The sequence below is a fragment of the Lachnospiraceae bacterium genome, from assembly GCA_022794035.1.
GTDB lineage: Bacteria > Bacillota > Clostridia > Lachnospirales > Bianqueaceae > CALWPV01.
Genome location: JAAWDX010000001.1, coordinates 1 through 26,009, shown reverse-complemented (window position 1 = coordinate 26,009; position 26,009 = coordinate 1). Strand labels below are relative to the sequence as shown.

The 26,009-nt window shown below is 48.1% G+C and carries 26 protein-coding genes and 1 tRNA gene; 17 read left to right on the top strand and 10 right to left on the bottom strand.

The genetic code is table 11. The features are described 5' to 3' along the window. From HFE64_00135 to HFE64_00125, 3 genes are read left to right on the top strand one after another with little or no spacing between them, the layout of a single operon-like run. Positions 1-873: an aminoglycoside phosphotransferase family protein gene (locus tag HFE64_00135; protein ID MCI8631883.1), complete on the top strand. Its 873-nt coding sequence runs from the start codon at positions 1-3 to the stop codon at positions 871-873. After that, positions 867-1,655, top strand: a complete 789-nt coding sequence (locus HFE64_00130) for a sulfite exporter TauE/SafE family protein (protein ID MCI8631882.1) — start codon at positions 867-869, stop codon at positions 1,653-1,655. The genes HFE64_00135 and HFE64_00130 overlap by 7 nt, the downstream gene beginning before the upstream one ends. 13 nt (positions 1,656-1,668) lie before the next feature. Continuing rightward, positions 1,669-2,214 carry a DUF2441 domain-containing protein gene (locus HFE64_00125; GenBank protein ID MCI8631881.1) on the top strand — a complete coding sequence of 182 codons (546 nt, stop codon included), beginning with the start codon at positions 1,669-1,671 and terminating at the stop codon, positions 2,212-2,214. A 114-nt stretch (positions 2,215-2,328) separates the two neighbouring features. On the opposite strand, the gene HFE64_00120 is transcribed toward HFE64_00125, so the two are convergent. Beyond that, a complete protein-coding gene (locus HFE64_00120) occupies positions 2,329-3,081 on the bottom strand; it encodes a cell wall hydrolase (protein ID MCI8631880.1) in 753 nt (250 codons plus the stop codon). A gap of 381 nt (positions 3,082-3,462) precedes the next feature. Here HFE64_00120 and HFE64_00115 point away from each other — a divergent pair, with 381 nt between their 5' ends. From HFE64_00115 to HFE64_00090, 6 genes are all read left to right on the top strand, one after another. Further along, positions 3,463-4,086: a histidine phosphatase family protein gene (locus HFE64_00115; GenBank protein ID MCI8631879.1), complete on the top strand. Its 624-nt coding sequence runs from the start codon at positions 3,463-3,465 to the stop codon at positions 4,084-4,086. Continuing rightward, on the top strand, positions 4,079-4,654 hold the full coding sequence (gene maf / locus HFE64_00110) for a septum formation protein Maf (GenBank protein ID MCI8631878.1): 576 nt from the start codon (positions 4,079-4,081) through the stop codon (positions 4,652-4,654). The genes HFE64_00115 and maf overlap by 8 nt, the downstream gene beginning before the upstream one ends. Beyond that, positions 4,654-5,541, top strand: a complete 888-nt coding sequence (locus tag HFE64_00105; GenBank protein MCI8631877.1) for an MBL fold metallo-hydrolase — start codon at positions 4,654-4,656, stop codon at positions 5,539-5,541. Before maf ends, HFE64_00105 begins: the two co-directional genes overlap by 1 nt. A 1-nt stretch (position 5,542) precedes the next feature. Continuing rightward, positions 5,543-6,064: a GNAT family N-acetyltransferase gene (locus HFE64_00100; GenBank protein MCI8631876.1), complete on the top strand. Its 522-nt coding sequence runs from the start codon at positions 5,543-5,545 to the stop codon at positions 6,062-6,064. Positions 6,065-6,481: 417 nt separating this feature from the next. Beyond that, entirely contained in the window at positions 6,482-7,120 is a 639-nt protein-coding gene (locus HFE64_00095; GenBank protein ID MCI8631875.1) for a DUF4004 family protein, read from the top strand. After that, positions 7,107-7,709, top strand: a complete 603-nt coding sequence (locus HFE64_00090) for a hypothetical protein (protein ID MCI8631874.1) — start codon at positions 7,107-7,109, stop codon at positions 7,707-7,709. The genes HFE64_00095 and HFE64_00090 overlap by 14 nt, the downstream gene beginning before the upstream one ends. A 77-nt stretch (positions 7,710-7,786) precedes the next feature. On the opposite strand, the gene HFE64_00085 is transcribed toward HFE64_00090, so the two are convergent. Continuing rightward, a complete protein-coding gene (locus HFE64_00085) occupies positions 7,787-8,224 on the bottom strand; it encodes a GNAT family N-acetyltransferase (protein MCI8631873.1) in 438 nt (145 codons plus the stop codon). Positions 8,225-8,312: 88 nt separating this feature from the next. Next, positions 8,313-11,549 carry a carbamoyl-phosphate synthase large subunit gene (gene carB, locus HFE64_00080; protein MCI8631872.1) on the bottom strand — a complete coding sequence of 1,079 codons (3,237 nt, stop codon included), beginning with the start codon at positions 11,547-11,549 and terminating at the stop codon, positions 8,313-8,315. Between the two features lie 286 nt (positions 11,550-11,835). Here carB and HFE64_00075 point away from each other — a divergent pair, with 286 nt between their 5' ends. From HFE64_00075 to mutM, 3 genes are read left to right on the top strand one after another with little or no spacing between them, the layout of a single operon-like run. Continuing rightward, positions 11,836-12,315, top strand: a complete 480-nt coding sequence (locus HFE64_00075; GenBank protein MCI8631871.1) for a GNAT family N-acetyltransferase — start codon at positions 11,836-11,838, stop codon at positions 12,313-12,315. 3 nt (positions 12,316-12,318) lie between these two features. Next, complete coding sequence (locus HFE64_00070) at positions 12,319-12,993, top strand: alpha/beta hydrolase (protein MCI8631870.1); 675 nt, start codon at positions 12,319-12,321, stop codon at positions 12,991-12,993. A gap of 12 nt (positions 12,994-13,005) precedes the next feature. Beyond that, positions 13,006-13,830 (top strand): DNA-formamidopyrimidine glycosylase, encoded by an 825-nt coding sequence (gene mutM, locus HFE64_00065; GenBank protein MCI8631869.1) that lies wholly within the window; start codon positions 13,006-13,008, stop codon positions 13,828-13,830. A gap of 25 nt (positions 13,831-13,855) precedes the next feature. Here mutM and HFE64_00060 read toward each other — a convergent pair whose 3' ends face one another. The 4 genes from HFE64_00060 to HFE64_00045 form a co-directional block, all read right to left on the bottom strand. Then, positions 13,856-14,923 (bottom strand): acyltransferase, encoded by a 1,068-nt coding sequence (locus HFE64_00060; protein MCI8631868.1) that lies wholly within the window; start codon positions 14,921-14,923, stop codon positions 13,856-13,858. 16 nt (positions 14,924-14,939) lie between these two features. Continuing rightward, entirely contained in the window at positions 14,940-15,416 is a 477-nt protein-coding gene (locus tag HFE64_00055; protein MCI8631867.1) for a GNAT family N-acetyltransferase, read from the bottom strand. Between the two features lie 34 nt (positions 15,417-15,450). Next, entirely contained in the window at positions 15,451-18,087 is a 2,637-nt protein-coding gene (locus HFE64_00050) for a MerR family transcriptional regulator (GenBank protein ID MCI8631866.1), read from the bottom strand. 260 nt (positions 18,088-18,347) lie between these two features. Continuing rightward, a tRNA-Leu gene (locus HFE64_00045) sits at positions 18,348-18,433 on the bottom strand. Between the two features lie 392 nt (positions 18,434-18,825). Between HFE64_00045 and HFE64_00040 the strand changes: the two genes are divergently transcribed. Continuing rightward, positions 18,826-19,380 (top strand): rubrerythrin family protein, encoded by a 555-nt coding sequence (locus tag HFE64_00040; GenBank protein MCI8631865.1) that lies wholly within the window; start codon positions 18,826-18,828, stop codon positions 19,378-19,380. 302 nt (positions 19,381-19,682) lie between these two features. After that, positions 19,683-20,288 carry a hypothetical protein gene (locus tag HFE64_00035; GenBank protein MCI8631864.1) on the top strand — a complete coding sequence of 202 codons (606 nt, stop codon included), beginning with the start codon at positions 19,683-19,685 and terminating at the stop codon, positions 20,286-20,288. Positions 20,289-20,361: 73 nt separating this feature from the next. Here the strand turns inward: HFE64_00035 and HFE64_00030 are convergent, their stop codons facing one another. Both HFE64_00030 and HFE64_00025 read right to left on the bottom strand, forming a co-directional pair. After that, positions 20,362-20,805, bottom strand: a complete 444-nt coding sequence (locus HFE64_00030; GenBank protein ID MCI8631863.1) for an AraC family transcriptional regulator — start codon at positions 20,803-20,805, stop codon at positions 20,362-20,364. Then, positions 20,805-22,559 carry a beta-galactosidase gene (locus tag HFE64_00025; protein MCI8631862.1) on the bottom strand — a complete coding sequence of 585 codons (1,755 nt, stop codon included), beginning with the start codon at positions 22,557-22,559 and terminating at the stop codon, positions 20,805-20,807. Before HFE64_00025 ends, HFE64_00030 begins: the two co-directional genes overlap by 1 nt. Positions 22,560-22,714: 155 nt before the next feature. Between HFE64_00025 and HFE64_00020 the strand changes: the two genes are divergently transcribed. The 3 genes from HFE64_00020 (at position 22,715) to HFE64_00010 (ending at position 24,513) form a co-directional block, all read left to right on the top strand. Next, entirely contained in the window at positions 22,715-23,533 is an 819-nt protein-coding gene (locus tag HFE64_00020; GenBank protein MCI8631861.1) for a GTP pyrophosphokinase family protein, read from the top strand. 128 nt (positions 23,534-23,661) lie between these two features. Continuing rightward, a complete protein-coding gene (locus HFE64_00015; protein ID MCI8631860.1) occupies positions 23,662-24,057 on the top strand; it encodes a pyridoxamine 5'-phosphate oxidase family protein in 396 nt (131 codons plus the stop codon). Positions 24,058-24,135: 78 nt separating this feature from the next. Continuing rightward, a complete protein-coding gene (locus tag HFE64_00010; protein ID MCI8631859.1) occupies positions 24,136-24,513 on the top strand; it encodes a helix-turn-helix transcriptional regulator in 378 nt (125 codons plus the stop codon). A 112-nt stretch (positions 24,514-24,625) separates the two neighbouring features. Here the strand turns inward: HFE64_00010 and HFE64_00005 are convergent, their stop codons facing one another. Then, positions 24,626-25,774, bottom strand: a complete 1,149-nt coding sequence (locus HFE64_00005) for an aminotransferase class I/II-fold pyridoxal phosphate-dependent enzyme (GenBank protein MCI8631858.1) — start codon at positions 25,772-25,774, stop codon at positions 24,626-24,628. Positions 25,775-26,009: the final 235 nt, after the last annotated feature.

Here is a 26,009-nt window from a genome sequence, read left to right as displayed (position 1 = left end):
ATGAAAATTACAAGTGATTTAGTGCGCAGGCTGGTGGATACGCAGTTTCCTGAGTATCGGGAACTGCCTATTTGGCCGGTAGAAAAGAGCGGACATGATAACCGTACCTTCCATCTGGGAGATGAGTATCTGGTGCGGCTTCCCAGTGATATAGCGTATGCGGAGCATGTGGCTTTAGAATTAAAATGGCTCCCGTATCTGCAGGAGCATCTGGATTTTGAGATTTCAGCGCCGATTGCATCCGGAAAGCCGGCAGAAGGATATCCGCTGCCTTGGTCGATTGGCCGCTGGATCATCGGAGAGACGGTTACGCATGAAAATGTGGCGGATGAAAAGCAGCTGGCGCAGGACCTGAATGCATGGCTTAGCAAATTGCAGCAGGTACCGGCAAAGGAGGGGCCTGCTGCCGGCAAGCATAATTTTTACCGCGGCGGCGATTTAAGCGTGTATGATCAGGAGACGCAGGAGGCACTGACAGAGCTTTTGCCGGTGCTTGGCGCAGAGAAAATACAGGCTTGCCGGAGTATTTGGCAGGAAGCGCTAAGTAGCAGCTGGAAGCAGGAGCCGGTATGGGTCCATGGAGATGTGGCGGTTGGCAATTTGCTGGTGCGCGATGGCAGATTAAGTGCTTTAATTGATTTTGGAACCTGTGCGGTAGGCGATCCTGCCTGTGATTATGTAATGGCCTGGACCTTTTTTGATCAGGAGGCGCGGCAGATTTTTCTGGCAGGGCTGGATGATGCTGTGATCAGCAGGGCAAAGGGCTGGGCCCTTTGGAAGGCGCTCATCACATATGTAGATGAGAATCCGGAATTTGAAGTGCTTTCCCGAGTGGTGCTAAAGGCGCTGTTGGAGGAGGATGGGAAATGCTGATGCTTTTATATTTATTAGTAAGCTTTTTGGCTTCGGTGGCAGGGGCTATCTGCGGCATTGGCGGAGGTGTGATTATTAAGCCGGTGCTGGATCTGGCAGGACTTGCCAGCGTATCAACAATCAGCTTTTTATCAGGCTGCACCGTGCTTTCCATGAGCTGCTATTCAGTAGGCCGCAATTTGATTTCCGGCGAAAGCCGGGTGGACTTTAAAACAGGTACGCCGCTGGCGATAGGAGCGGCGGTAGGCGGCATCGCAGGCAATCAGCTCTTTAAAGTGATTAAGGGCGCATTTGAGAATCAAAACATGGTGGGATCGGTGCAGGCGGTTTGTTTAGCGCTGATTACGCTGGCTACCATTGTATATGCCATATTTGCGCACCGGATCCATACACATCATGTGACAAAAGCGCCGCTGTGTGTGCTGATTGGACTGCTGCTGGGAATTATGTCAAGCTTTCTGGGCATCGGCGGCGGGCCGATCAATCTGATGGTTCTTTCCTTTTTCTTTAGCATGGATACCAAAACGGCCGCGCAGAACAGCCTGTATATAATTCTATTTAGCCAGATCGCGAGTCTGCTGACAACGCTGATCACGCAAAGCGTGCCTGAGTTCGAGCTCTTGGCGCTTGTGCTGATGGCAGCCGGCGGGATTGCTGGCGGCGCAGTGGGCAGGGTGTTTTATCGTAAGATGAATAATCAGGCCGTCGATAAGCTGTACATGGCTCTGATGTGCATCATTGTCTGTATCAGCATCTATAATGCGGTGCGGTATGCGATGTGAAAAGGAAACGTCAATGTTTGCATATCATGTTATTACAGATAAGCCTATTCAATTAGGACAACAAATTATCTTTGATAAGACACATCATAGTGGAGTCTATAAAAGGGTTTATAATAAAATAGACATTGTAAATGATATCTATCAGAACCCGGACAAATATAACGCTGATTCTTTAGAATACCCTGTCAAGGTTGCTTTGAGAGAACTGGCACTTGAAGAAGTCAGACTGGAAAAGTATCCTGCATATCCATCTAGGATGAGCTGCTTATATGCGTCTAAAACCCTGAAAGAAGCCGGTGATTGGGCAAAGTATTTCGCGGAAATAGGTCGCCCCACATACAGCATTGTCAAGTTGGAGATAAAAGGCAACTGTTTCGTTGGCGATGCCACAAAATGCTTTGATGGCGGATTAGACAAACAGGAAAACATAAGGCTTGCTGAGGCATATTGGGAAAATAAGCATAACGATATTAACCATCCGCCTATATGTGAAATGTTAGTGGATGGTACGATAACGGTTGTTGAAATCATAAAAGAAATAAACGCTAATATCGAATAGTCTTTTGCTACTTGCCTTGTTACAATCGTTTCATTGGCAAAATAGCATTAAAAAAGCGAGCTTCCCATTCTTATAAATGAGAACGCTCGCTTTTGCATTTGGCTTAAAGATCGATTATAATGAATTGTTCAGGAAACAGTTTCCGCCGACTAATAAATAGGGGCAGGTGAGCGTTTCCGGTTTGGCATACCATTCTGCGTAGAAATATAAGTAATCACCAATATTGTTGGCGCCAGCCAGCGCATCGGCAGCTGCCTGCCGGGCAATACTGCTTGTACCGTTTTTGAGGTAATGAGGCATGCGCGTGATGGCAAACTGGTTGGGGTAGTAAATCACTTCATAAATGGTCTGGCAATCATCAAATCCGGTATTCAGCCGGTTCAAGACCACATTGGCAACAGCCAGGCAGCCATCGTAATCATAGCCGGCCTCAATCTGACAGATCGCAGCTAAAAGATCAAGGTCAGAATACTCTCCTTCAACGGGCTGACCAGAGCCGGAAGCGGCTGCGTGAATAGCACTGTTTTCTTCATAGGAGGGCTGCTCCGGATGGGCAGGCTCCATAGAGAAATCAACAGAAGATTCTTCAGAATAAGAGCTCTCTTCAGTTGGAGTTTCGATAGCAGTATCGCTCTCAGTAGATGGGGTATTCGTAGCATCAGGCTGCGGTGCGGTGGCCGGCATCGTAGAAGCAGATTGGTCATCTGCATTAGATGTTTGACCGGCACTGAGCGGCTTGTAAATATCCTTTTCTGTACTCAGAGGAGCAAAGGAAGAGCCATAGCCCTGTGTCAGCCGCTGAGCATCCTCTTCTGAGGCGTTCTGTTCAAGAGATGCCAGAAATTCCTCAGGAGCTTCTGAAGCCATAGGCTCGATGTTGAGGAACACCGACGATACAGCGATTGCAAATGCAAGACATATTAATAAGCGAAACGCTTTAAGGTTCTTTTTTCTACAAATCACGGAAATTATTTCCTTTCAAATTAAAGGGAGTCTTCATGCACTTTGTAACAAATGTAATACTTTTGTTATTATACGGTAAAATAATCATTTCGTCAAGTCATTTTGACAATAATCTCATAAAGCAGCATAAACAGTGACTTTTCGACGTTTTTTAACGTTCGGAATTTGTCTTCTGGCGAACAAAAAGGGCGGGTCAATTGTTACAAAATTGATACAATTATATCAGGCTTGCGATTCAGAGAAAAGGCCGGTATAATAAGGCAAACTATACAGGCGGAGGCAGAAATGAAGATCATAATCGTACGACATGGTGAAACGGCATGGAACGCAGAAGGACGGCTGCAGGGGCGCGAGGATGTGCCTCTTAACGATGCGGGCCGCCGGCAGGCGACAGATGCCGGCAAGGCGATCAGCCTGTATCCTTTTTCCGGGCACGGCCCGGCAATGATTTCCAGTCCGCTGCAGCGGGCGGTGGAAACAGCGAGACTGATTGGCAGGGAGCTTTCGTATGACGGCGTGATTCAGACGGACGATGTCTTGCTGGAGCGGGATTACGGCGCGGCGTCCGGACTCGCGCGGGAGGAGCGGCAGCGCCTTTATCCGGATGATTGTTTTCCGGGGCTGGAGGATCGCCTGGCAGCGGAGGCGAGGATTGTGCAGGGAGTGCGCAGGCTGGCAGAGGCGCAGGCTGGCCGCGATTTGATTTTGGTCAGTCATGGTGAGATCAGTCACATTTTTTTGGCGTATCTGCGAGGAGAGATGACGCAGACGGGCAGGTCTGCGCTAAAAAATGCGGCGATCAGCTGTCTGGAATATACAAAGGAAAGGGATTTTGTGATAGAATATTACAATCAGTCGGCGGCGGAGCTGGCGGCGCTGCTGAATAAAGGAGAGAAGAATAGTGATTGAAAAGGTGATTTTGGCCTCGGCCTCGCCAAGGCGCAGGGAGCTGCTGCAATGGATTTATGAGGATTTTGACATACAGGCGGCGGACATCGAGGAGGTTGTGCCGGATTTTCTGCCGCTTTCGGAGGCGCCGGAATATTTGGCGTGCATCAAGGCGCAGGCGGTCGCGTCAGAGCATCCGGAGGCGCTCGTGATTGGCAGTGATACAGGTGTGTTTGTAGAGGAGGGCGGCGCCGTACAGATGCTGGGCAAGCCGCGTAATGCGGAAGAGGCCGAAGAGATGCTGCGGCGACTCTCCGGGCGCCGGCATGTGGTGCGGACAGGCTGCTGCCTCTGTTATCGGAATGTAAAATATGCCTTTACGGAGGAGGCGCAGGTTGAGTTTTATCCGCTGTCGGAGCAGGAAATCAAGGAATATGTGGCGACCGGCGATCCTATGGACAAGGCTGGGGCCTACGGCATTCAGGGGCGCGGCGCGCTGCTTGTCAAAGGCATTATCGGTGATTTTTATACCGTCATGGGCCTGCCGGTGGCCCGCTTAAAGCGCGAAATTGAGAGGATGGAATCATAATGTACGAATTATGTCAGGCAGCGGAAAGAAGCTATTATATAGATTGCCCGGCCAAGATTGGCTTCTACCGTGCAGCGGAAAATGAGATATATCTAATCGACAGCGGCAGCGACAAAGATGCCGCCAAAAAGGTTAAGAAGGTGCTGGACGAAAACGGCTGGCAGCTGCGCGGGATTTTGAACACGCATTCCCATGCCGATCACATTGGGGGCAATCATTATCTGCAGCAGCAGACCGGCTGCAAAGTGTTTTCAACCGGGATCGAGGCAGATTTTATCCGTCACCCGGTCTTGGAGCCGGCATTTCTTTACGGAGGATACCCATGCAAGGAGCTCCGTCACAAATTCCTGCTGGCGCAGGAAAGCGAGGTCAGCGATTTTGCAGACGATGCCTTCCCTAAGGAGATAGAGATCATTCCGCTCGCGGGGCATTCGTTTGGCATGACAGGATTTCGCACGCCGGATGATGTGGTATATCTGGCCGATTGTCTGTCGAGCCGGGAGACGCTGGACAAATACGGGATTGGATTTATCTACGACGTGGGCGCATATCTGGAGACGCTGGAGGCTGTGCAGCATATGGCAGCAAAGCTGTTTATTCCGTCGCATACGGCGCCGGCAGAGGATATTCGGCCGCTTGCGCAGTATAATGAGCAGCAGGTAAAGCAAATTGCGGAGCGCATTGTGGACCTGTGCAGGGAGCCCATATGTTTTGAGGACCTGCTGGCACGGCTGTTTCAGGCATATCAGCTGAGGATCAATTTTCAGCAGTATGCACTGGTAGGAAGCACGGTGCGTTCATATTTGGCATGGCTGAAGGAAACAGGCAGGGTAACGGTAGAATTTGACGAAACCGAAAAAAAGGGCGTATGGAGAGCAGATAAATAAAATGGTGCGAATTCGAGAGGCTAGCTTAGAGGATGCGGCGCGCATTTTAGAGATTTATGCGTATTATGTTGAAAATACAGCGATTACTTTTGAATATGATGTTCCGTCACTGGCAGAATTCCAAAGCCGCATGACTAAAACGATGCAGCACTATCCCTATCTGGTGGCAGAGCGGGATGGCAGGATCGAGGGGTACGCTTATGCAGGCATTTTCCACGAAAGGGCGGCCTATAGCCGTTGCTGCGAGCTGTCGGTCTATCTGGATCGGAATGCGCAAAGATGCGGCATGGGCAGAGCGCTGTATGGAGCACTGGAGAAAAAGCTGGGGCAGATGGGAATTTTGAATCTGTACGCTTGCATCGCCTATCCGGTGGCAGAGGATGAATATCTGACTAAAAACAGTGCAGAGTTTCATGCGCATCTGGGCTTTCTCGAGGTTGGCAGATTTCATCAATGCGGGTATAAGTTTAAGCGATGGTACGATATGATTTGGATGGAAAAGATGATAGGAGAGCATATATAGTCCTATTAGTATAGGAAGAAAGCATAAAGCTACAAGATACCGAAAGGGAGTATTGTAGCTTTTTTGTTTTGGCAAAAAATGCATGCTGATGGGGAGGCGGTTTTTAATGTTCACCGACATGCAAGTATGTGATTTGCATGCCGGTGCAAGTTCTGATTCCAATGTCCGCCGACATGCAAATGTACATTTTACATGCTGATGTAACCCCCAATTCCAATATCTACCGACATGCAAAAACACGCTCTGCATGCTGGTGCAAGCCCCAGCTCAGTACTCATCGACATGCAGAATAACTGGAAAGAAAGCCCCCAATAAAATATTTTCAAAAAACCGCTTGACAATAAAACAATGTTATGTTACTATACAATCACGAAACATTGTTACATTACAAAGCAGGCCGCTTAGAAAGGAGAGCGCATGAATCTGATATCTAAAAAAGATCTGCTGGCAATAACCGGGATTTCCTACGGACAGCTGTATCGCTGGAAACGGCAGCAGCTCATTCCGGAAGAATGGTTTATCAAAAAGGCGTCCTATACCGGGCAGGAAACCTTCTTCCCCAGAGAGCAGATCCTTAGCCGCATTGAAACGATCCTGCAGCTGAAGGATCAGCATTCAATGGAAGAGCTTGCAAAAATGTTTGCCGAGCAAACAACGCAGGAGGGAGGCCTCACAGCAGAGGCTCTGGCGCAGATCGAGGAGCTGCCCGAGCAGTGGCGCACAAAGCTGCCGGAGCTGCTCGGCAAAGAACGGGTTTCATTAGAAGAGCTGACGGTAGCCATCTTTATCACAGGTCAGAAGCAAATCCCGGAGCAGGAGCAGGAGGAACTGCTTGCCAATCTGCCCCAACCGATTCCTGGCGGCAGCAGTGGAGCCATCGGAGTTTTCCCGCTGCGCGGGAGCTATCATTTAGTAATCTTTAAAGGAACAGGAGCGCTGGCATTCGATCAGACAATCCAGCTTACCATGCAGGCGTGGAGCAGCATCGCAGACCCGCTGATGGTAAAATACAAAAATTTATTCAAATTAGGAGGAGCATCTTATGGCAATCAATAAAATCAGTGGCGTAAGCACGGTTGGCGGAGGCAGCTACGACGAGCTTATAATGGACGGCGTAATCACCTGTAACGGAGATATCCACGCGCAAAGCGCGAAAATCGACGGAGTCGTTACGGTAAACGGTATGGTCGAGGCAAAGGAGAATATTGTGCTCGGCGGCGTGCTTACGGTGACAGGCAGAGTGAAGGGTGCGGATATCCGGGTGGATGGCGTGTGCACGATTAAGGATAATGTGGAGGCCGATCATGTTTTCTGTAAAGGGGTTGTCACCGCGCAGGAGCAGATTTCAGCAGATCTGGTAGAGGGCAAGGGCCTTCTGTCGGCCAAGGAGAGCGTGGGTGAGAGAGTGAATGTGCACTGCGATACTAAGAAGCGGCATGCGTTTTTTAAACGGAGCCATGAGCTGTGTAAGATTGAAATGATTGAAGCTACCGAAATTGATATTGACGGGATCGAAGCAAAGACGGTTAATGGGCATAATGTGATCATCGGACCGGATTGCATTGTGGAAAATGTGGACTGCTCCGGCACGCTGTCGATCGCAGAAGGCGCAGACGTTAAAAACGTGAACGGACAGCCGCGGTAATGCGGGTAACACCCTAGGGTGATACACAAAAAAGGCAGCTGCTTACTTGCCGCAGCTGCCCGCCTCTTTTTATAGTGTTAAAGATTTTTATGAAACCAATATGATAATTTTTGGTAGCCCAAGCGTTCATAAAATGCATGTGCACCAGCTCGCTGAAAGCCCGATGCCAACCCGATGCGTGAGGCGCCACGTTCTTTTGCTAATTCCTCAACACGGTTCATTAACATTTTTCCAATGCCTTGATGCTGAAATGAAGGCAGCACGGCAAGTCCGTTCATCTTGATATAACCATTTGGAAATCCGACCGCTAAGGTTTCGGCAGTCGTGGCGAAGCCAACAACCGTTCCATTTATATCGGCAACAAATGTGTGGTAACGTTCATCGCCTTTCATCTTCTCATATGTTTTAATCACAGCCTCATCCGTTGCTGCTGAAACGTCAAGTACGTCACGCCAAATTGCTGCTACAGATATATAATCTTGACTTTCAATTTCTCGTATGACTATGTTCATCATTTCTATTTATTTTTCCTCCGAAATTTTCATCAAACTTCCCCTGCTGAAAACTTTTCATTCAGCAGGGGAGGGTTGACTTTATTGCCGATTAGGCCTTATCTGTAATTTTTTCATGATAGCGCTGTAGAGAGTGCACGTTGTTGCCGACGGACTCCTTGATGGCCTTGATTCCCTGGATCGTAGCCTTAGCAGCAGCCATGGTAGTCATATAAGGAATGCGGTGCTTGATGGCGGCCTTGCGAATGTAGCTGTCATCTGCGCTTCCTTTTTTGCCCAGAGGCGTATTGATAATCAGATCAATGCGGCCGTTGGTGATTTTATCGAGCACATTGGGGCGGCCCTCCTGGAGCTTAGCCACCTTCTGCGCCGGGATGCCGGCCTCTACAATGCGGTCATAGGTGGAACCGGTCGCAATGATGGCAAAGCCAAGGGCATGGAAGCCCTGCGCCACCTCAAGAAGCTCCGGTTTGTCGCGGTGGCTGATGCTCAGCAGCACTGTGCCGGCCAGAGGCAGGCGCGTCTGGGTGGCCTCCTGTGCCTTATAGAAAGCCTTGCCCACGTTGGATGACAAGCCAAGCACTTCACCGGTAGAACGCATTTCCGGTCCGAGCACGGGATCAACCTCCTGGAACATATTGAAGGGGAATACCGCCTCTTTTACGCCATAGTAGGGGATATTCTTTTCCTTCAGCTCCGGCACGGGGGATTTGCGGCCCTGCAGCGGAGCGGTCATAATCTCGGTTGCCAGCTGCACCATATTGATGCCGCAGACCTTGGAAACCAGCGGCACCGTGCGAGAAGCACGCGGATTGGCTTCGATCACAAATACCTTGCCGTCCTCGATGGCATACTGCATATTCATCAGGCCCACAACATGCAGCTCGCGGGCAATCTTGCGCGTATATTCTTTAATCGTCTCAATCTGCTCCTGACTCAGCGACTGCGGAGGCAGGATGCAGGAGGAGTCACCGGAGTGAATACCGGCCAGCTCGATATGCTCCATCACAGCCGGAACAAACACGTTCTCACCATCGCTGATGGCGTCGGCCTCGCATTCAGTTGCATGATGCAGGAAGCGGTCGATCAGGATCGGACGGTCAGGCGTTACGCCAACAGCCTCCTTCATATAGAAGGTCAGCGCCTCATCATCGTACACCACTTCCATACCGCGGCCGCCCAGCACAAAGGAGGGACGCACCATCACGGGATAGCCGATCTGGTTGGCGATCTGCAGTGCATCCTCCACCGTAACAGCCATACCGGCCTCCGGCATCGGAATGCCCAGCTTATCCATCATAGCGCGGAACAGGTCGCGATCCTCAGCCATGTCGATGGTTTCAGGCGTAGTGCCAAGGATGGTCACGCCGTTTGCCTTCAGCGAATCCGCCAGATTCAGAGGCGTCTGGCCGCCGAACTGCGCGATCACGCCGATCGGATTTTCTTTGCGGTAGATGCTCAGCACATCCTCCAGCGTCAGAGGCTCAAAATACAATTTGTCAGAGGTATCATAATCGGTAGAAACGGTCTCCGGATTGCAGTTGACGATGATTGTCTCAAAGCCGAGTTTTTTCAGGGCCAGCGCTGCGTGTACGCAGCAATAGTCGAATTCAATGCCCTGCCCAATGCGGTTGGGACCGCCGCCCAAAATCATGATCTTGGGTCTGTCGGTATTCACGGGGCTTTTATCTTCGATATGATAGGTGGAATAGTAGTAGGCCGAATCCTCAGTGCCGCTGACATGGACGCCTTCCCAGGCCTCGGTCACGCCGTCATTTTCGCGCTGTGCGCGGATGCTGTCCTCGCTGATGCCAAGAAGCTGAGAAAGATAGCGGTCGGAAAAGCCGTCGAGCTTGGCCTGGCGCAGCATATCGGAGGGAAGCGGAGCGCCGGCATGAGCCTTGATCTGCTCCTCCTCTTCTACGAGCTCCTTCATCTGCTCGATAAAGTAGTGCTTGATCTTGGTGAGCGCATACAGCTCATCTACGGTAGCGCCCTTGCGCAGCGCTTCGTACATGATGAATTGGCGCTCGCTGGTTGCATCATGCAGCAGAGCGAGCAGCTCGTCCTTGCTCATAGCGCCGAGGTCGCCGAACTTGGTGACGGCGCCGCCAAGGCCGTAGCGCCCGGTTTCGAGGCTGCGGATGGCCTTCTGGAAGGCTTCTTTATAGGTTTTGCCAATGCTCATGACTTCGCCCACGGCGCGCATCTGGGTGCCGAGCTTGTCCTGAGAGCCTTTGAATTTTTCGAAGGCCCAGCGTGCAAATTTGAGTACAATATAATCGCCGTCCGGCACATATTTGTCCAGCGTTCCGTATTTGCCACAGGGGATCTCGTCCAGCGTCAGGCCGCAGGCCAGCTTGGCTGATACGAGGGCGATCGGAAAGCCGGTGGCCTTGGAGGCCAGCGCGGAGGAACGGGAGGTACGCGGATTGATTTCGATGACAATGATGCGGTCGCTTACGGGATCGTGCGCAAACTGCACGTTGGTGCCGCCGATTACCTCGATGGCCTCAACGATTTTATACGCCTGCTCCTGCAAGCGCTTCTGCACATCCTGCGAGATCGTGAGCATGGGCGCGCTGCAGAAGGAATCGCCGGTATGTACGCCGAGCGGGTCGATGTTTTCGATGAAGCAGACGGTGATCATGTTGTTTTTGGCATCACGCACCACCTCAAGCTCCAGCTCTTCCCAGCCGAGGATGGACTCCTCTACCAGCACCTGACCGACCAGACTGGCCTGCAGGCCGCGTGCGCACACTGTCTGCAGTTCTTCTTTATTATATACAAGGCCGCCGCCGGCGCCACCCATGGTGTAAGCCGGACGCAGTACTACGGGATATCCGAGCTGATCTGCGATCGACAAGGCTTCGTCAACGGTGTAGGCCACCTCGCTGCGGGCCATCTCGATGCCGAGGCTGTTCATCGTCTTTTTAAATTCGATGCGGTCCTCGCCGCGCTCGATGGCATCGACCTGCACACCGATGACCTTAACGCCGTATTGGTCGAGCACGCCGGCCTTGCTGAGCTCGGAGCACAGATTTAAGCCGGATTGTCCGCCCAGATTGGGGAGCAGCGCGTCGGGGCGCTCCTTCTCGATGATTTGTGTTAAACGCTCCAGATTTAAAGGCTCGATGTAGGTGATATCCGCCGTGTCCGGATCGGTCATGATGGTGGCGGGATTGGAATTGACGAGTACGATTTCGTATCCCAGGCTGCGCAGCGCTTTGCACGCCTGCGTGCCGGAATAGTCAAATTCACAGGCCTGACCGATGATGATGGGGCCGGAACCGATAATGAGTACTTTATGAATGTCTTCTCTTTTCATAGCTTCCTCCCTGTATAAAAGCTTATTAAAAAGCCGTAACTCCAAGCGGCAGTTCGGCAGCGGCCGAGGCTTAGAATTACGGTTTTCCTATGGGAGCGTCCTTGCTCCCACCGAATTACCTGCGATATGATACCATAAGAGGCGGCAAAAAACAAGAGAAAACGCAAAAAAAAGAGTAACTTGCGGAATAAAGCATTGCGAAGTAAAATGGCAAAAACAGATGTTTTGACAAAAGAAAACGGCTTGACTATAATGTATTTATACCGCTGTAAAAAGGAATAGGGCAATGATAAGAAAAGTAAAAAATAGTGACATTGGAAGGATTGCTGAAATCATAGTTTACAACAATCGAATCAACTATTTCCCGATCTTTCAGGATATTGAATATTCTTTTCGAGAATTTAACGTGCTTTCTGTGGCAGAGAAATTTAGAAACAATATGGATTTTATGCAGCATACCTATGTGTATGAAGATATGGTCATAAAGGGATTTATTTATGTGATGCATCAGGAAGTAAGAAAGCTTTATGTTGATTCCTTTTTTCAAAACCAGGGAATTGGCAGACAGCTGCTCCAATTTGCAATTAGGGAGAAAGAAGCACAGCATCTATGGGCACTGGAAAAAAATACAAAGGCACTGCGTTTTTACGAAAGATACGGATTTTATCAGGACGGACAGAAGAAATATGAAGAGGGAACAAGCATATTTTTAGTCCATATGATTTATGCGGGCAATGAGAGGCCCTTGGATGCAGAAAAGGAATAGATGATGCAGGAATTTATCATAGAAAATAGGAAAATTATGCTGTACCCAAGCACCTTGCCTGATCGGCCGGTTATCTATTTTAATACTTTCGATGAGGAAGGAGAAAAGGTGCATCATATACTGCAGGAGCAGGCATGTCCGGATTTTACTTTAGTGACCATAAGCGAGCTGGATTGGAATCATGACATGTCGCCATGGAGCGCGCCGGCTGTTTTTGCAGGGGATACAGATTTTTCAGGCGGCGCAGGGGAGTATCTGAAGGTGCTGACAGAGAAGATTCTCCCGCAGGCTGAAAAAGAGGTAAAAGGACGGGTTTTATGGCGGGGGATTGTCGGTTATTCGCTGGCGGGTCTGTTTGCTGTTTATTCTCTCTATCAAACAGACCTGTTTTCGAGAGCGGCCAGCATGTCGGGGTCGTTTTGGTTTTCCGGCTTTAAAGAGTATGCCGTATCGCATGAGATGAGAACGCGGCCGGAGGGTTTATATTTTTCTCTTGGCGGCAAAGAGTGTAAAACACGGCATCCGGTGCTGAAAACCGTACAGGAAAGCACGCAGGAGCTAGAAACATTTTACAGGGCACAAGGAATCAGCACGATTTTTCAGCTGAATCCGGGAAATCACTATAAAGATACAGCAGCAAGAGCAGCAGCGGGAATTCGCTGGATTTTAGAGCGATAGGAGAAGAAGGAAATGCCTGAACTACCAGAGGTGGAAACGGTAATCCGAGTGATCGGGCCACAGATTCGGGGGCTGTTGGTTACGCAGGTGATGATACATCATCCGGATGTCATTGCGTATCCTTCGGCGAAGGAGTTTAGCACCATGCTTATAGGAAAGAAAATTGCAGGCATGGCGCGTAGGGGAAAATTTATCCGCATCCTGCTGGAGGATGGCGGTTGTTTGACTTTGCATCTGCGTATGACGGGAGGCCTATTAGTGGCGCCGGCAGATTTGCCGCTGGAAAAGCATACCCATGTTGTTTTTCGGCTGAGCGATGGACGGGAACTGCGTTTTTCAGATATGCGGCGTTTTGGCCGGTTTTGGCTGATTCGGGCGGAAGAAGAGGATCCATATAGCGGGATTGCCAAGTTGGGGCTAGAGCCGTTTGACGAGAATCTTACGGCGGAGTATCTGCAGAAGAGTCTGGGAAAGAGGAAAAGGGCGATTAAGGAATGCTTGCTTGATCAAAGCATGGTTGCTGGAATAGGAAATATTTATTCGGATGAGATCTTATTTAGAGCAAAGCTTGACCCAGCTCGGACAGCCTGCAGTTTGACGGAAGAAGAATGGCAGCGTTTAGCAGAGTATATTCCAAGTGTTTTACGCTTTTATACGGAGAAAAATGCAATAACGGCGGAGGAGTATCTAAAGACAAGGGGGCGGGATTACCGCAACACGCCGTTTTTGCAGGTATATGGACAGAAAGGAAAGCCTTGTCCGGTTTGCGGAGAACCGCTTTGTAAAAAGGTGGTCGGCGGCAGAAGCAGCGTGTATTGCCCGAGGTGCCAGAGGTGATGAGGGGAAATTTTAGCAGGGCCGTTTATGGAAGGTGTATCTTAATGGATATTTCACAGCATAGGAATGTTGCAAGGTAGGATAGAATAAGAGGCAGAAGATACAGCAGCAGTATATGATTCCTGAAAATTCCAGACATGAGATATTGAAATAATACGAGCCAGATAAAGTGCCAGGTATAGAAAGTGAATGACCGGCGTGATAAGTATCTGGCTATCCTTCCGTTAGAGCTTAGATATTCCTTTCCGATTCCAAGCAGGGCAAGGAGCATAAACCATTCGGCAATCCATTTAGCAAGCCCATTTAGAAACGGATACGGGGTGTCAGACCAAATAAATAGATAGGTATTTAAAATAGCAGCAGACATCCCGATAAATAGGAAAGTCCATTTATATTTTTTTATTTTATCGACTGTATGCTCATCTGAGAAGATATAATATCCTATTAGGAAGAGATAGGTATAAGCAGCTAGGCTTTTTCCAGAGATGGAGAGCAGTTCGTGTAAAAAGGGCAAGGGCAGACCTAAAAAACAGATGCCAGGAAGCGGTATATGGCTTTTTAAGCGAGGCATGATCTTTTTTTGTACTTGAATTATGGAGATTGACAGCAAGGAAATGATAAAAAGATAAATCAAAAACCAGAATTGGCCTACAGAGAAACCGCCGTCAGCGCCCGTTAAATCGGTAAATTTGGTGAAGAAAATAAGATAATGCTGGATCAATCCCTCTGCTTTGTAGCCATAATTAAAAATAGCAGCAAGATAGGTCATTGCAGGCATGAGAAATACGGTTCCCAGTATAAAAGGGAGCAGCAATCTTTTGCACCTTTCCAGAATGTATTGCGTCGTTGTTCTTTTCTGTAAAGCAAGATTTGTAGTTATGCCTGCAATAAGAAATAAAAGCGGCATAAAATATGGATTGATCAATACAACGATGCTGCTGAGCAGTTTATTGCCCTCAAAAAATATATAGTTTGGTTCACCCCATGTGTTCCAAGACATGGCGGCGTGATAGGGAAGGAGCAGTAAAATGATGAAGCTTTTTAAGTTGTCAAGGTAATATTTACGCATATCCACCACTCCCTTAATCAGCAAACTTTACGCCGCCTTTTTATAATTCTTTTTGATAAATGTTTTGACCGTTTATTTCAAATATTTTATGGTATCCGCATTTTTCATAAAATACATCTGCATGGGAGCCAAGTGTGACATATTGGTAGCCTTGCTTTTTGGCGCAGTCTTCAAAATGATGCATGAGTGCTTTGGTAATGCCTTGTCTTCGATAGTTCTCGTGACAAGCGACAAAGCCAATAGTAATATTTTCTGGATTTTCAGCGCGCCCTAAAACGGCGGAAACAATTTTATTATCTTTTATGGCATATACCAATGGCTGCATACCATTTAGAAAACGCTCACGCCAAGCTGCATATCCATATATTTCCGGAATGCTTTCTCCTAAGATGCGGTAGCAGAGCCGGAGAACATCCCTTAATTCCTGCTCTGTTTCTATTTCTTTTATCAGAAATTGACTCATGAGGTATAGCGCTCCTTCCATAATAATGTCAACTTCACCATCATCGTGATGCATAAGGGCACAGGTATGTGGGATTATAGAACTTATTTCATTTTTTATTCTCCTTTGCATTTTCATTCAGTATTTTTACAACCTCATCAATAATATCTCCACATTCACGAATTCTTGCAGCGATCTTTTCTCGTTTCTCAGGTGTTTGCAGCGCTTCAAGTGTTATGTTGAAACCTCCTCCGAGAGCTTCAAGATCATTTCCGCCATCGTTGTTCCAAATGTCAGCAGTGCGTTTATATAAGAGACTAATATCATCAAGATATGTCATATCTGGGTTTAATTCATTTGTGCGCTTTAAAAAGTCATGGCAACAGCTGCCGTTTGTAGCAAGCACACAAACGAAATTGGTGTACATTGACCACGGATCAAATTCCTCAGGCTTTATTTGCTCAAAATATCCGCTTTCAATGTCATCTGCCCATCTACGGAAAGCCGACGCACCAAAACAATATTTATCGTTGTCAGTTGTCAGACGCTGCGGAAGCGCATAAATTGCTTCACGGTAAATTTCTGCAATATCCTTTTGTTCTTTTTTCTCACCTACAAATATCCAGCCACTTATATCCGTATCATATCCTATCGCTTTATCACATGAAATGCGCTGAGGCTCGCTGTTATTTCCTGAAATGTATATAAGTGTTTTTCCGTATTCCTCATAACCGACAAACACACCGTACGGTTGATCCGGCGGACATCCCATGGATATAACGGGAATCCCTTTGTCAATATAGGCCATGAGTGTTTTCAGATACATCTCTTTATTTTTGTGAAGGTCACGGCTGAAAACATACGTGGCTGCATAACCGCACTTTTCAAAAACATTCTCAAAGAATTTACCGTCACCGTTGAGCTGATAATGTGTGTTCACGCCATCGCCGGCAAATGGTTGTTTGTAATGCTGAGCAAATACGTCTCCAGTAAGTCCTGCAAAAAGCAGATAATCAAACTCCTTTTCTCCCAGACATTCCATTACATATCTGGCACTTCCGTTGAACCAGTAATTTTCACCATACTCATCTGTGATAAGACGGTGAATAATGGGAATTAAGTTATTGCTTTGCTTTGTATTCATGGTCAATTCTCCGTTCTTTATTTTATTTGTTTGAGAATACGCAAGCTGTGAAACCCTGATTTTTTTGAAATATTTCATTCCTTGACCGTTTGATCCAATAACAATAGGATATGCTTCTTCACGATTCAGATCAAGGAACATATACGGAAAATCAGTTCCGCAATACCGTATTTCTCCGTTTATTATGACCGACAAATGTTTTTGGCCGATGATCCATGTGACATGATTATATTCGTTCGGCTTGATCCAGCCCCTGTTCGGGAAATTATAAAGATCGTGAAAAATCGGCTGGTGAAAGCTGATTGCTTCTTCATGGCAGATCGAACGGTTATTCATATTGATACCAAAATCCATAATTCCGAGGTTTACGCCGCTGTTATAGCTGTCGGAGCCGTGATAAAAAATAATGCTGCCTTCGCTGTCACCGTAGCCAAACTGCTCGTCATTCATTGGTACGCGAAAATCTATATCCACCCGGAACGGCAGCTTTACGGATACATTTGTGTTAAGTGTCCGTGTGGAAATCCAACCGGTATATTCAGCTTCACCGCTGTCAAGTACTCGGTAATGGGGGTCGTTGATCGGCGTAATTTTATCAAATGCAACTTCCTTTTCCCACAATAGCGGATTTTGATTATTAATCTCGTCTATTGTAATATCCGTGATCTCGATAGGCCTTGGATAAAGCGTCACATCTGGAATCCGTTTTTTTACCGGAACATATAAAGCGACAAGCTGTCTGCGTTCGTCGGGAGAGATAAGATTTTCCGTTATGGCGGCGTGCCTCAGATTGCCATCCGGTGTGTAATCTATTTGATAAAACTTATTTTCGTCAAAGCTTTTTATCAGAGAACGAAACGATTGATTCATATCATTGTCGAGATATAAATTTACCGCGGCAAACAGACCTCCGTCAAAAATAAAATCTGTAAAGTCACTGTCGTTTACAAAATCGTCGGCAATTTTTGAGATCATAACATCATGTTCGTTTTCCTGATACTCAAAACTTTCGTGATAATCCGTTCTTATACCCTTCATCTGAATATAACGTGAAAAAGCATCGGTGTTAGAGTTTCGCAAACCAGCTTTAAGGTATGAGGACAACACACGCATTTTCGGTAGTTTTACAATAGAAACATCAAGCGGTCGTACAAGTTCTTCCGATACCTCGGAAAGCTGTTCCATGCCGATGCTTTCACGCACGGTGAGCTGCTTGTCCATTTCCTCGTACAAAAGATGCAGAGCGGTGATTTGCTTAATGCCTTTTTCAATCATCTTATATAAAAAGTCGTTAATGATGCGTTTTAGTTCAGACAACGCTGTGACCTTGCGGTCAATTTCACTAAGCTTGTCCACAAAAACCTGTGTAATGTCCGACATTTCACGGCTATCATAAATTCGTATGATATCCTTGATCGATATCTGCATTTTGCGAAGTACCATAATTTGACGTAATCGCTGAACATTTTGCTCATCATAATAGCGATATTTTTCATACTGTGGACGAACGCTTGTGATAAGTCCAGCTTCCTCGTAATAACGCAGTGTTCTTGACGATAGTCCGAGCTGTGCACAGAGATCGGTTATTTTGATTAAACTCATACTTACCCCTCTCTTTCCTACAAACAGTGTATCACTTGACGTTGCGTCAAAGTCAAGAAGTTTGTTTAAATTATTCTATACTATTCTTCATATTGGATTTCCGTATGTATATGCATGGTAGTCAAAAGCATCAACTCAATGATTTGTTGTTAATTACAGCTATTTCTTTTCGCCATTGTACGTCGGCATATTTTGCTGATAAAAACAATAAATCCGAACCCATTCCCAATGAGGAAAAGGTTCGGATTTCTACTTTTTAGTGCAGTTGGAGGGACTCGAACCCTCAAGTCGTTAAATGGACACTAGATCCTTAGTCTAGCGCGTATGCCAGTTCCGCCACAACTGCATAGAACTTATAACGCCAATTATCATAGCACTTAGAGGCATTTCTGTCAAGAAGTTTTTTATAGGCGTTAGCGTGTCTTGAAATTTAGATTTTTAACGGATCATATGGTGCATTTGATACGTTGTTGAGAAAGCTTATTCTGTGATTTAACGGAGAAAAATTCAATTTTCTCCGTTAACCCGCAAGGAGATTTTGCTTCGTAACGTGTCAAATGAAGCGTTTGGCACGTTAAAGCGCCGATTTCAATCAGCCGGTAACGGGCATGTGCACGTTATATTCTCTAAATCTTAACCAGTGCAACGGTGCAACTACCATAAAGAGAAAGCAGTGCTATCGCAGCGACGACAAACATAGTATTGGATATATCATATGATCAGAGAGGATCTTTGCGCATGGAAAAAAATAAAAATCCGTTTATCAATGATTGCAATATGGCAGGAATCAGGCCGATTATGATGGATCTGCCGTATCCGCCGATTCAGGTGAGGAGCAAAAATCAAAGATATGCGGATCTGTTGATGGACGATTATTGCGGGTCAGTATCAGAGCTGTCAGCAATTTTGCAGTATATCAATAATGAAAACCGTATGTCCGGCGAGCACTGCCCTCTGGCGCGAACCATTCTGGGGCTTGCAATGGCAGAGATGGTACACCTGCAGAAGCTTGGAGAAATGATCCATCTGCTTGGCGGAGTGGTCAGCTTCGAGACAAACCAGCCAAGTGGCCTTTGGTCGCCGGCTTGCCTGACACTGCCGAGGTGGATTCCGCAGATGCTGCAGGCGGATATAGAGGCAGAAAAGGCCGCCATTCATCAATATAGACTGCACATCAGCATGATTCAGGATGACTGCATCAATGCAGTGCTGAACCGAATCATTCATGATGAAGAGTACCATATTATGATTTTGCAGCAGATGATAAGAGAAGGATGGGAAAAAGTAGAATAAGAAATCAATATATGATAAAATAAGCGCAGCCAGATATATTTTGGCTAATCAAGTAATTGTGCTGCGCAAAGGCGGCAAGGCAGTTTAGGATATTTTAGTACCCGAGCCGCCTTATGAGTTTGACGCAAAGCGTCAAACTCCGGTGTCGTCATGGTATAATACAGGTACAGGGCGACCGCAAGAATCCCGCAGGGATTTCTTGCCAAGTTCAGCGAAGAATGAGCTGAACTTGTGGTATAATAAAAGGCGGCAAAGCAATCTGGGCTAAGCCGCCTTAAGAATATTAAAAAAAGGAGAAACCAATGAAACATACAATTCAAAATGTTCCGTTTATCAGTCAGCTAATCAAATATCCGACAGGCTGCGAGAGCGTATCAGCCGTCATGGCGCTGCAATACCTGGGGCTGGCAATCACGCCAGAGCAGTTTATGGACGAGCTTTTGCCGCGCGGCGCGGCCCCGGTGCTGGGCGAGGACGGCTTATATCATGGATGCGATCCTTGGGAGGCATTTCCGGGAAGCCCCTATACCAACGAAGGCTGGGGCTGTTTTGCTCCGGTTATTCTGAAGGCAGTCGAAAAGCTAGAAGGCTATCAGGCCAGCGCCTACTACGGACTTAGCATCGAAGAGCTGTGCAGACGGTTTATCGATCAGGATGTGCCGGTCGTGTTCTGGGGCACGATCGATATGAAAGAGCCCTACCATCTGCGCGATTGGTACACGGAGACCGGCAAAAAGATCGAATGGATCAACCCCATGCACTGCCTGCTGCTCATTGGCTATGATGAGGAGGGATATATTTTTAACGATCCCACGGGAGGCGAACAGGCCTATTATAAAAAGGAAAGTGTAGAGCGCGCCTATCAGGCGCAGAAAAGTCAGGCCGTTGTGATCCAGAGGGCGAAGTGAGCCGATCTCAGCGTCCAATAAAGCAGCCGCTAATGGCGGAAATAGACGAAATAGCTAGGTTCTTCAGTCGTTTTTAAGAAATGCTTTTGGCCTTTACTGGGATATAATAGTCCATCTGTTCATATCCCAGTATTTTTTTCGTAAGCGCCGATGTAATTATATTTCCTAATTCCAGACGTGCTGAATCGCGCTCAAGTCCGTTTGCGCTTAGGAATGTATCGATCTCCGTATCCATAAGCTCCCTATCCGTTTTTTGGTCTATATCGGTCGCTACAGCATAAAGGCCCCCTTGAAAATCTATTATCTCAAATGCGGCTGGAACCTTCATTCCATCTTCATACATATACAACCAAACAAAGCCTTCGCCAGCCCAGTATAGGAAATCCTTTGGGAATAGACTCTGCTTTTGCGAAGATATCCATTGATCAAACAAATTGAACCTTTCTTCTTCAAACATGCCTACCCCGGATGAAACCATCTTACAAGCCGGCATTTCATAAATTCTTATACTTTGCATCATACTTCCTCTTCAATGGCAGCCTTTCGCGTCATGATCTCATGGATGATCGCCGGATCCACCTTCGGACGCCGGTCATAGGTATACAGTCCGTTCTGTTCCTGCTCCACATCGGTCAGCTGCGTATAGCACAGCCCCATGATGTGCGGATGATCCAGCAGCGCATCCGTGAGCCCCTTAAAGCGGGCGATAAACTCTTTTTCGCTCGCCGCTGCATTGCCATAGCTCCAGGCCTCATTCACAGGGCCGTTCTCATTTACGAGATCATCCCGGTTGGTAAGCTCATCCTTTTCAGCAGGGCTATAGCCAATACCGCCATATTCGCTGATCATGATCGGCTCGCCGCCGTAGGTCTGGCGCTCCGCAAATCGAATTGTGATGGGTCCATCCTTAGGATAGGAGCCGGCAAACACTTCCGGCTCCTGCCGGTAATCATGCAGGTCAAAAATATCCGTCTCCACATGATAGTTGCCGCTGGTGTCGATGCAGGGGCGCGTAGGATCGGCTGTTTTGGTCGTGCGGTACACGAGCCGCAGGAGCGGATCATATTGCGGATGCGCATTCAGATCCCAAGTTTCATTGAAAGGACACCACCCAACGATGGACGGATGGTTGAAATCGCGCTCAAGCTCCTCCAGCCAGTCCGGCAGGAACGAATAGATCGCTTCCGGCCTCGTGTGCTGCAGGCCCCAGTTGGGATACTCGCCCCACACCATATAGCCCAGGCGGTCCGCGTGATACAGAAAACGCTCCTCAAACACCTTCTCGTGCAGGCGCGCGCCGTTAAAGCCCATCGCCATTGAGCGCTCGATATCGGCGATCAGCTCTGCATCCGAAGGCGCCGTGTAGATGCCGTCCGGATAAAACCCCTGATCCAGAATCAGCCGCTGAAATACCGGCCTGCCATTGATGCGGCATACGCGCTCATCCAGCTCCACCGAGCGCAGGCCGAAGTAACTGTGCACCAGATCATCGCCGTAGGTCAGCTCCAGGTCATACAGCCGGCCGCAGCCGACCTCCCATAGGTGCCGTTCGCTGAGCGGCAGGCAGAGCGTCTGAGAGCCGCCGCTGCAGGCCGCCGTGATTTCGCCAACGGTGCGTCCCTCATATAGGGCCCTTACTGTCAGAGCGGCAGCGCCGCAAAGCTGGGCGATGATGGTCACCTTGCCCGTGGCTGCATCGGGATAGAGGCGGAAGCTGTCCAGATGCGTGACCGGCAAGAATTCAAGCCATACAGTTTGCCAAATGCCGGTGGTACGCGTGTAGTCGCAGTCATGGGAAAAATATTCTTCGCTCTGCTTGCCGCGCGGGATCATAGGATCGCGAGTATCGTCCTCGGCAAAAACGGCAAGCGTGTTTTCGCCTTCCTTTAAAAGGTCCGTGATATCAAAATAGAAGGACGTATAGCCGCCGGTATGCTTGCCGGCCTCTTGGCCGTTGACATAGACCGTGCAGCGATAATCAACGGCGCCAAAGTGAAGGCGGATGCAGCCCTGCAGCTGCTCAGCACAGATCTGAATGCTGCGTTGGTACCAAACGCCGTACATAAAGTCCGTGTACCCGATGCCGGAAAGCTTGCTTTCAGGGCAGAAGGGCACGAGAATTTGCTGAGAAAGCGGAGTATCACTGCCAGCGAGGCCGCGTGCAAGGCCGCTGCGGCCATTGTCAATCTCAAATTGCCAGAGCCCATTCAGGCTTTGCCAGCTGTCGCGGCGAAGCTGCGGCTTGGGGTGTTCGGAGCGAGGAATATTCATAAGTTTTCTCCTTTTATTATGCGCTTTTGCGCTAGATACAGCGATTATACGCGGGCGAAAATACGGTGTCAAGCGCTTAACGCTAAATATTGGCTGGAACATACGCCGGCGATATGATATGATAAAGACACAGAACATTTTAAGGAGGAAATCAAATGCAAGATCATAATATACAGCACCATGCAGCGCTAGAGGATGAAGAGCTTTCCAGTCTGGCGGCTCCGATTCATGCCCTCTCCACAGAGCTGCTTTCGCAGGAAGACCTTGGCATCGATGCCCTGTTCGAGCAATCCAAGACCTTGATGAATACAATGGTTGAATACAAGGAAATGCTCATGACGTATTCCTGTGCCATCAAAGAGATTCGCACCAAGTTTGAGGTGCTGAATACCGAATTTAATATTCGCTATCAGCGCAACCCAATCAACTTCATCAATACGCGGCTAAAGCGCTCCTCCAGCATAGCAGGCAAGCTGGAGCGCCTGCATCTGCCGCTTTCTGTTGAAAACATAGAGAATAACATTCATGACATAGCCGGCGTGCGCGTGATCTGCTCTTATGTCGATGATATCTACCTGCTGGCTAAATCGTTGATTCAGCAGGACGATATCGAACTGATCCGGCAAAAGGATTATATTGCAAATCCTAAGCCAAACGGCTATCGGAGCCTTCATCTGATCGTTTCGGTCCCTGTCTTTTTTGCCAATCAGACCAAAAAAGTAGAAGTTGAGGTACAGATCCGTACGATCGCCATGGATTTTTGGGCCAGTCTGGAGCATCAGCTCAAATATAAGCACGAAATCGCCAATGCAGAAGAGATCGGCAAGGAGCTCAAAGCCTGTGCCGACATTATCTCCTCTACGGATATGCGCATGCTTGGAATCCGGCAGAAGATTGAAGCCAGCCATGAGCAGCCTTCAGAAGTGGACGAGCTGCTCGAAAAGCTTAAAAAGCTGGAGTTTCCGATTATGTAAGCATTCACTATGAAATTTAATAGTAGCTAATAAAATAGCTAATATCTTCCTGCTTATCAATACCCTTGCTATAATAAGCGTATCACAGGGGCTCACAGTTATGAGCCTGATAATAGGAGGATATAACAATGTTGAATGATTCTGTAAAAAAATTGCTGAAGGACAATATGTGGGATTTAGCGACCTGTGCGGGTGGTAAGCCCAATGTAGTACCGGTGGCATTTAAGGATGTGACGGAAGATGGGAATTTGGTCGTTGGAGATGTATTTTTGGAAACTACGCTTAGAAACATTCAGGAAAATGGAGGCAGGATTGCGATCTCCGTATATGATGCAAAGAGTCTGGAAGGCTATCAAATCCAAGGCATCGCCAGCTATGTTACCGAAGGGGAAGTCGTAAGCGCCTTCAAAACCATGGTAGAAAAAATGTTTAATGGGGCCGCTACTGCTAAAGGCGCTTTGATGATTACACCAGAGAAGGTAATCGTCACGACTCCCGGCACAGATAATAAAAAAGTCCTGTAATGAGAATTTCAAAGCGGATGCAGGGAATGACTTGCATCCGCTTTGTTGTTGGCAGGTAAGAGGAAGGAAGCACAAAATATGGCATATAAAAGGAAACTGGAAAAAGATATCCGCTGTCCCTTGGAGTATGGTATGGAGTTATTTGGCGGCAAATGGAATTCACGTATCATTTGTGTGCTGGCAACTCTAGGGACGCTTCGGTACAGTGAAATTCGCAAAGAAATGGGCAATATCACAGATGCCGTTCTGGCAGCTACTTTAAAGGATTTGATTGCAAATGGTATTGTTTTACGAAAATCCTATGATGAGATTCCGCCCAGAGTTGAATATTCCTTGTCTGAGAAAGGGCTGTCGGTAGTTCCTATTTTACAAAGCATCTGCAAATGGGCAGGTATATTTTATAAGGAAAATAAGGAAATGCCCATGATTCAATGCCAAAGGTGTGATTATCGTTAATCGATCTGCAGACGAAAGCGCCATCTTGATTGGCCATAAAGCATTGCAAATAGAAAAACCGATATAAGCGGCATACATTTTTTGATGCGCTTATATCGGTTTTTTGCTGCTGCTATTTAATCCCTCTACGGCGCAGCGCCTGCCCCAGCTGCGCCACTGCCTTTTGCCAAAAACGATGCGGCGTGGCCATATTCATGCGGAACCATCCGGTCTCGCCATATTCGCTGCCCGGCGTAGCGATGATGCCGGCATCCTCCCGCAGAAAACGAAGCGCCGCCTCCTCCGTATCAAAGCCAGCAAGCCGCAGCCATATCACATAGGTCCCCTCTGGACGAACAGCCGTTAGCCCGGACCAATCCTGCGCCAGCAGCTGCAGCCGGTTTTCATTCACATAAGCGAGCATAGCCTCTACCCATGCCTTGCCCTCGGGACAATAGGCGCCCTTAATCGCCGCATATACCCAAGGATCAATGCTGCCAAAATGATCCGCATCGCGCTGGAGGATCCACTGCCGGCGCAGATCCTCATCAGCAATGATCACGTTCGCATGGTTTACCCCCGTGAAATTAAAGGTTTTCCCCAAAGAAGTGATCGTCATATGACCGCATGGCGTTGTGCGGTGCCCGTCCCATACGACCTCCGCAAAGATTTCATCGCTGATAATCTTAGCTCCGCAGGCATCGGCAAGCTGCATCAGGCGGGCGCATTCCTCAGCCGACCAAACGCGCCCGGTCGGGTTATGCGGATTGCACAGCACCATAAGCTTGGTCCGGGGCATCTGCAGCGCAAGCTGCTGCCAGTCCATTTCGTACCGGCCATCGCGCCATAAGAGCGGGCACGTGAGCACTTTGCGGCCGAGCCGCGAAATGGCTTGTGCATATCGGGGATATTCGGGGCTTTGCACGAGAACGGCGTCACCCTCCTGAGTGAGCAGGCGGATGGCGGTGGCGACGGAGTGAATGGTGCCCGGAGAGGGAACGATCCATTCGGGACGGATCTCCCATTGACGGACCTCCTTCATCCACCAGCAAACATGCTCGCGATAGGAAGCATCGGCTAGGGTATAGCCGAAAAGGCCGTTGTCCACGAGAGCACGCATCTGCCGGAGAATACTGGGAGCGGTGGGAAAATCCATCTCAGCGCCATCGAAGGAGGGGAGGGGGCCTTGATCCCATCCCGGAGGAGCGAGGGCCTCCTTGAGGCTGCCCATATGGCGGCGGTCGACAAGGCGGTCAAATTCATAATAGGAAGGCTGCGGCATGGCAAGAATCTCCTTAGTTTTTGTTTTATCATAGCATTGAAAAAGAAAAAAAGCAAAAAAATAAAAAAAAGGGAAAAAAGGTGAGCCGAAAAGGGAGGGGAGGGGGTCTTAAAGAAGTATAAAGGAAAATATCTTAACAATACATATAAAAGGGCACAGGGGAAGGGCCTAAGAAAGAAAGGGAAGCGTGAAAAGGATGAAAAAGAGAGTAAGACAGTACCTGGCAGTGATGATG

Coding starts and splice junctions, on each gene's coding strand:
- HFE64_00100 (MCI8631876.1), top strand. CDS start 5,543: ATGGTGCGAATTCGAGAGGCTAGCTTAGAGGATGCGGCGCGCATTTTA.
- HFE64_00020 (MCI8631861.1), top strand. CDS start 22,715: ATGCAAGATCATAATATACAGCACCATGCAGCGCTAGAGGATGAAGAG.
- HFE64_00070 (MCI8631870.1), top strand. CDS start 12,319: ATGCAGGAATTTATCATAGAAAATAGGAAAATTATGCTGTACCCAAGC.
- HFE64_00030 (MCI8631863.1), bottom strand. CDS start 20,805: ATGCAAAGTATAAGAATTTATGAAATGCCGGCTTGTAAGATGGTTTCA.
- HFE64_00005 (MCI8631858.1), bottom strand. CDS start 25,774: ATGCCGCAGCCTTCCTATTATGAATTTGACCGCCTTGTCGACCGCCGC.
- HFE64_00055 (MCI8631867.1), bottom strand. CDS start 15,416: ATGCATCACGATGATGGTGAAGTTGACATTATTATGGAAGGAGCGCTA.
- HFE64_00025 (MCI8631862.1), bottom strand. CDS start 22,559: ATGAATATTCCTCGCTCCGAACACCCCAAGCCGCAGCTTCGCCGCGAC.
- HFE64_00035 (MCI8631864.1), top strand. CDS start 19,683: ATGAAACATACAATTCAAAATGTTCCGTTTATCAGTCAGCTAATCAAA.
- HFE64_00040 (MCI8631865.1), top strand. CDS start 18,826: ATGGAAAAAAATAAAAATCCGTTTATCAATGATTGCAATATGGCAGGA.
- HFE64_00125 (MCI8631881.1), top strand. CDS start 1,669: ATGTTTGCATATCATGTTATTACAGATAAGCCTATTCAATTAGGACAA.
- HFE64_00115 (MCI8631879.1), top strand. CDS start 3,463: ATGAAGATCATAATCGTACGACATGGTGAAACGGCATGGAACGCAGAA.
- HFE64_00085 (MCI8631873.1), bottom strand. CDS start 8,224: ATGATGAACATAGTCATACGAGAAATTGAAAGTCAAGATTATATATCT.
- HFE64_00095 (MCI8631875.1), top strand. CDS start 6,482: ATGAATCTGATATCTAAAAAAGATCTGCTGGCAATAACCGGGATTTCC.
- HFE64_00015 (MCI8631860.1), top strand. CDS start 23,662: ATGTTGAATGATTCTGTAAAAAAATTGCTGAAGGACAATATGTGGGAT.
- carB (MCI8631872.1), bottom strand. CDS start 11,549: ATGAAAAGAGAAGACATTCATAAAGTACTCATTATCGGTTCCGGCCCC.
- mutM (MCI8631869.1), top strand. CDS start 13,006: ATGCCTGAACTACCAGAGGTGGAAACGGTAATCCGAGTGATCGGGCCA.
- HFE64_00010 (MCI8631859.1), top strand. CDS start 24,136: ATGGCATATAAAAGGAAACTGGAAAAAGATATCCGCTGTCCCTTGGAG.
- HFE64_00120 (MCI8631880.1), bottom strand. CDS start 3,081: ATGGCTTCAGAAGCTCCTGAGGAATTTCTGGCATCTCTTGAACAGAAC.
- HFE64_00050 (MCI8631866.1), bottom strand. CDS start 18,087: ATGAGTTTAATCAAAATAACCGATCTCTGTGCACAGCTCGGACTATCG.
- HFE64_00075 (MCI8631871.1), top strand. CDS start 11,836: ATGATAAGAAAAGTAAAAAATAGTGACATTGGAAGGATTGCTGAAATC.
- HFE64_00090 (MCI8631874.1), top strand. CDS start 7,107: ATGGCAATCAATAAAATCAGTGGCGTAAGCACGGTTGGCGGAGGCAGC.
- HFE64_00135 (MCI8631883.1), top strand. CDS start 1: ATGAAAATTACAAGTGATTTAGTGCGCAGGCTGGTGGATACGCAGTTT.
- HFE64_00105 (MCI8631877.1), top strand. CDS start 4,654: ATGTACGAATTATGTCAGGCAGCGGAAAGAAGCTATTATATAGATTGC.
- HFE64_00130 (MCI8631882.1), top strand. CDS start 867: ATGCTGATGCTTTTATATTTATTAGTAAGCTTTTTGGCTTCGGTGGCA.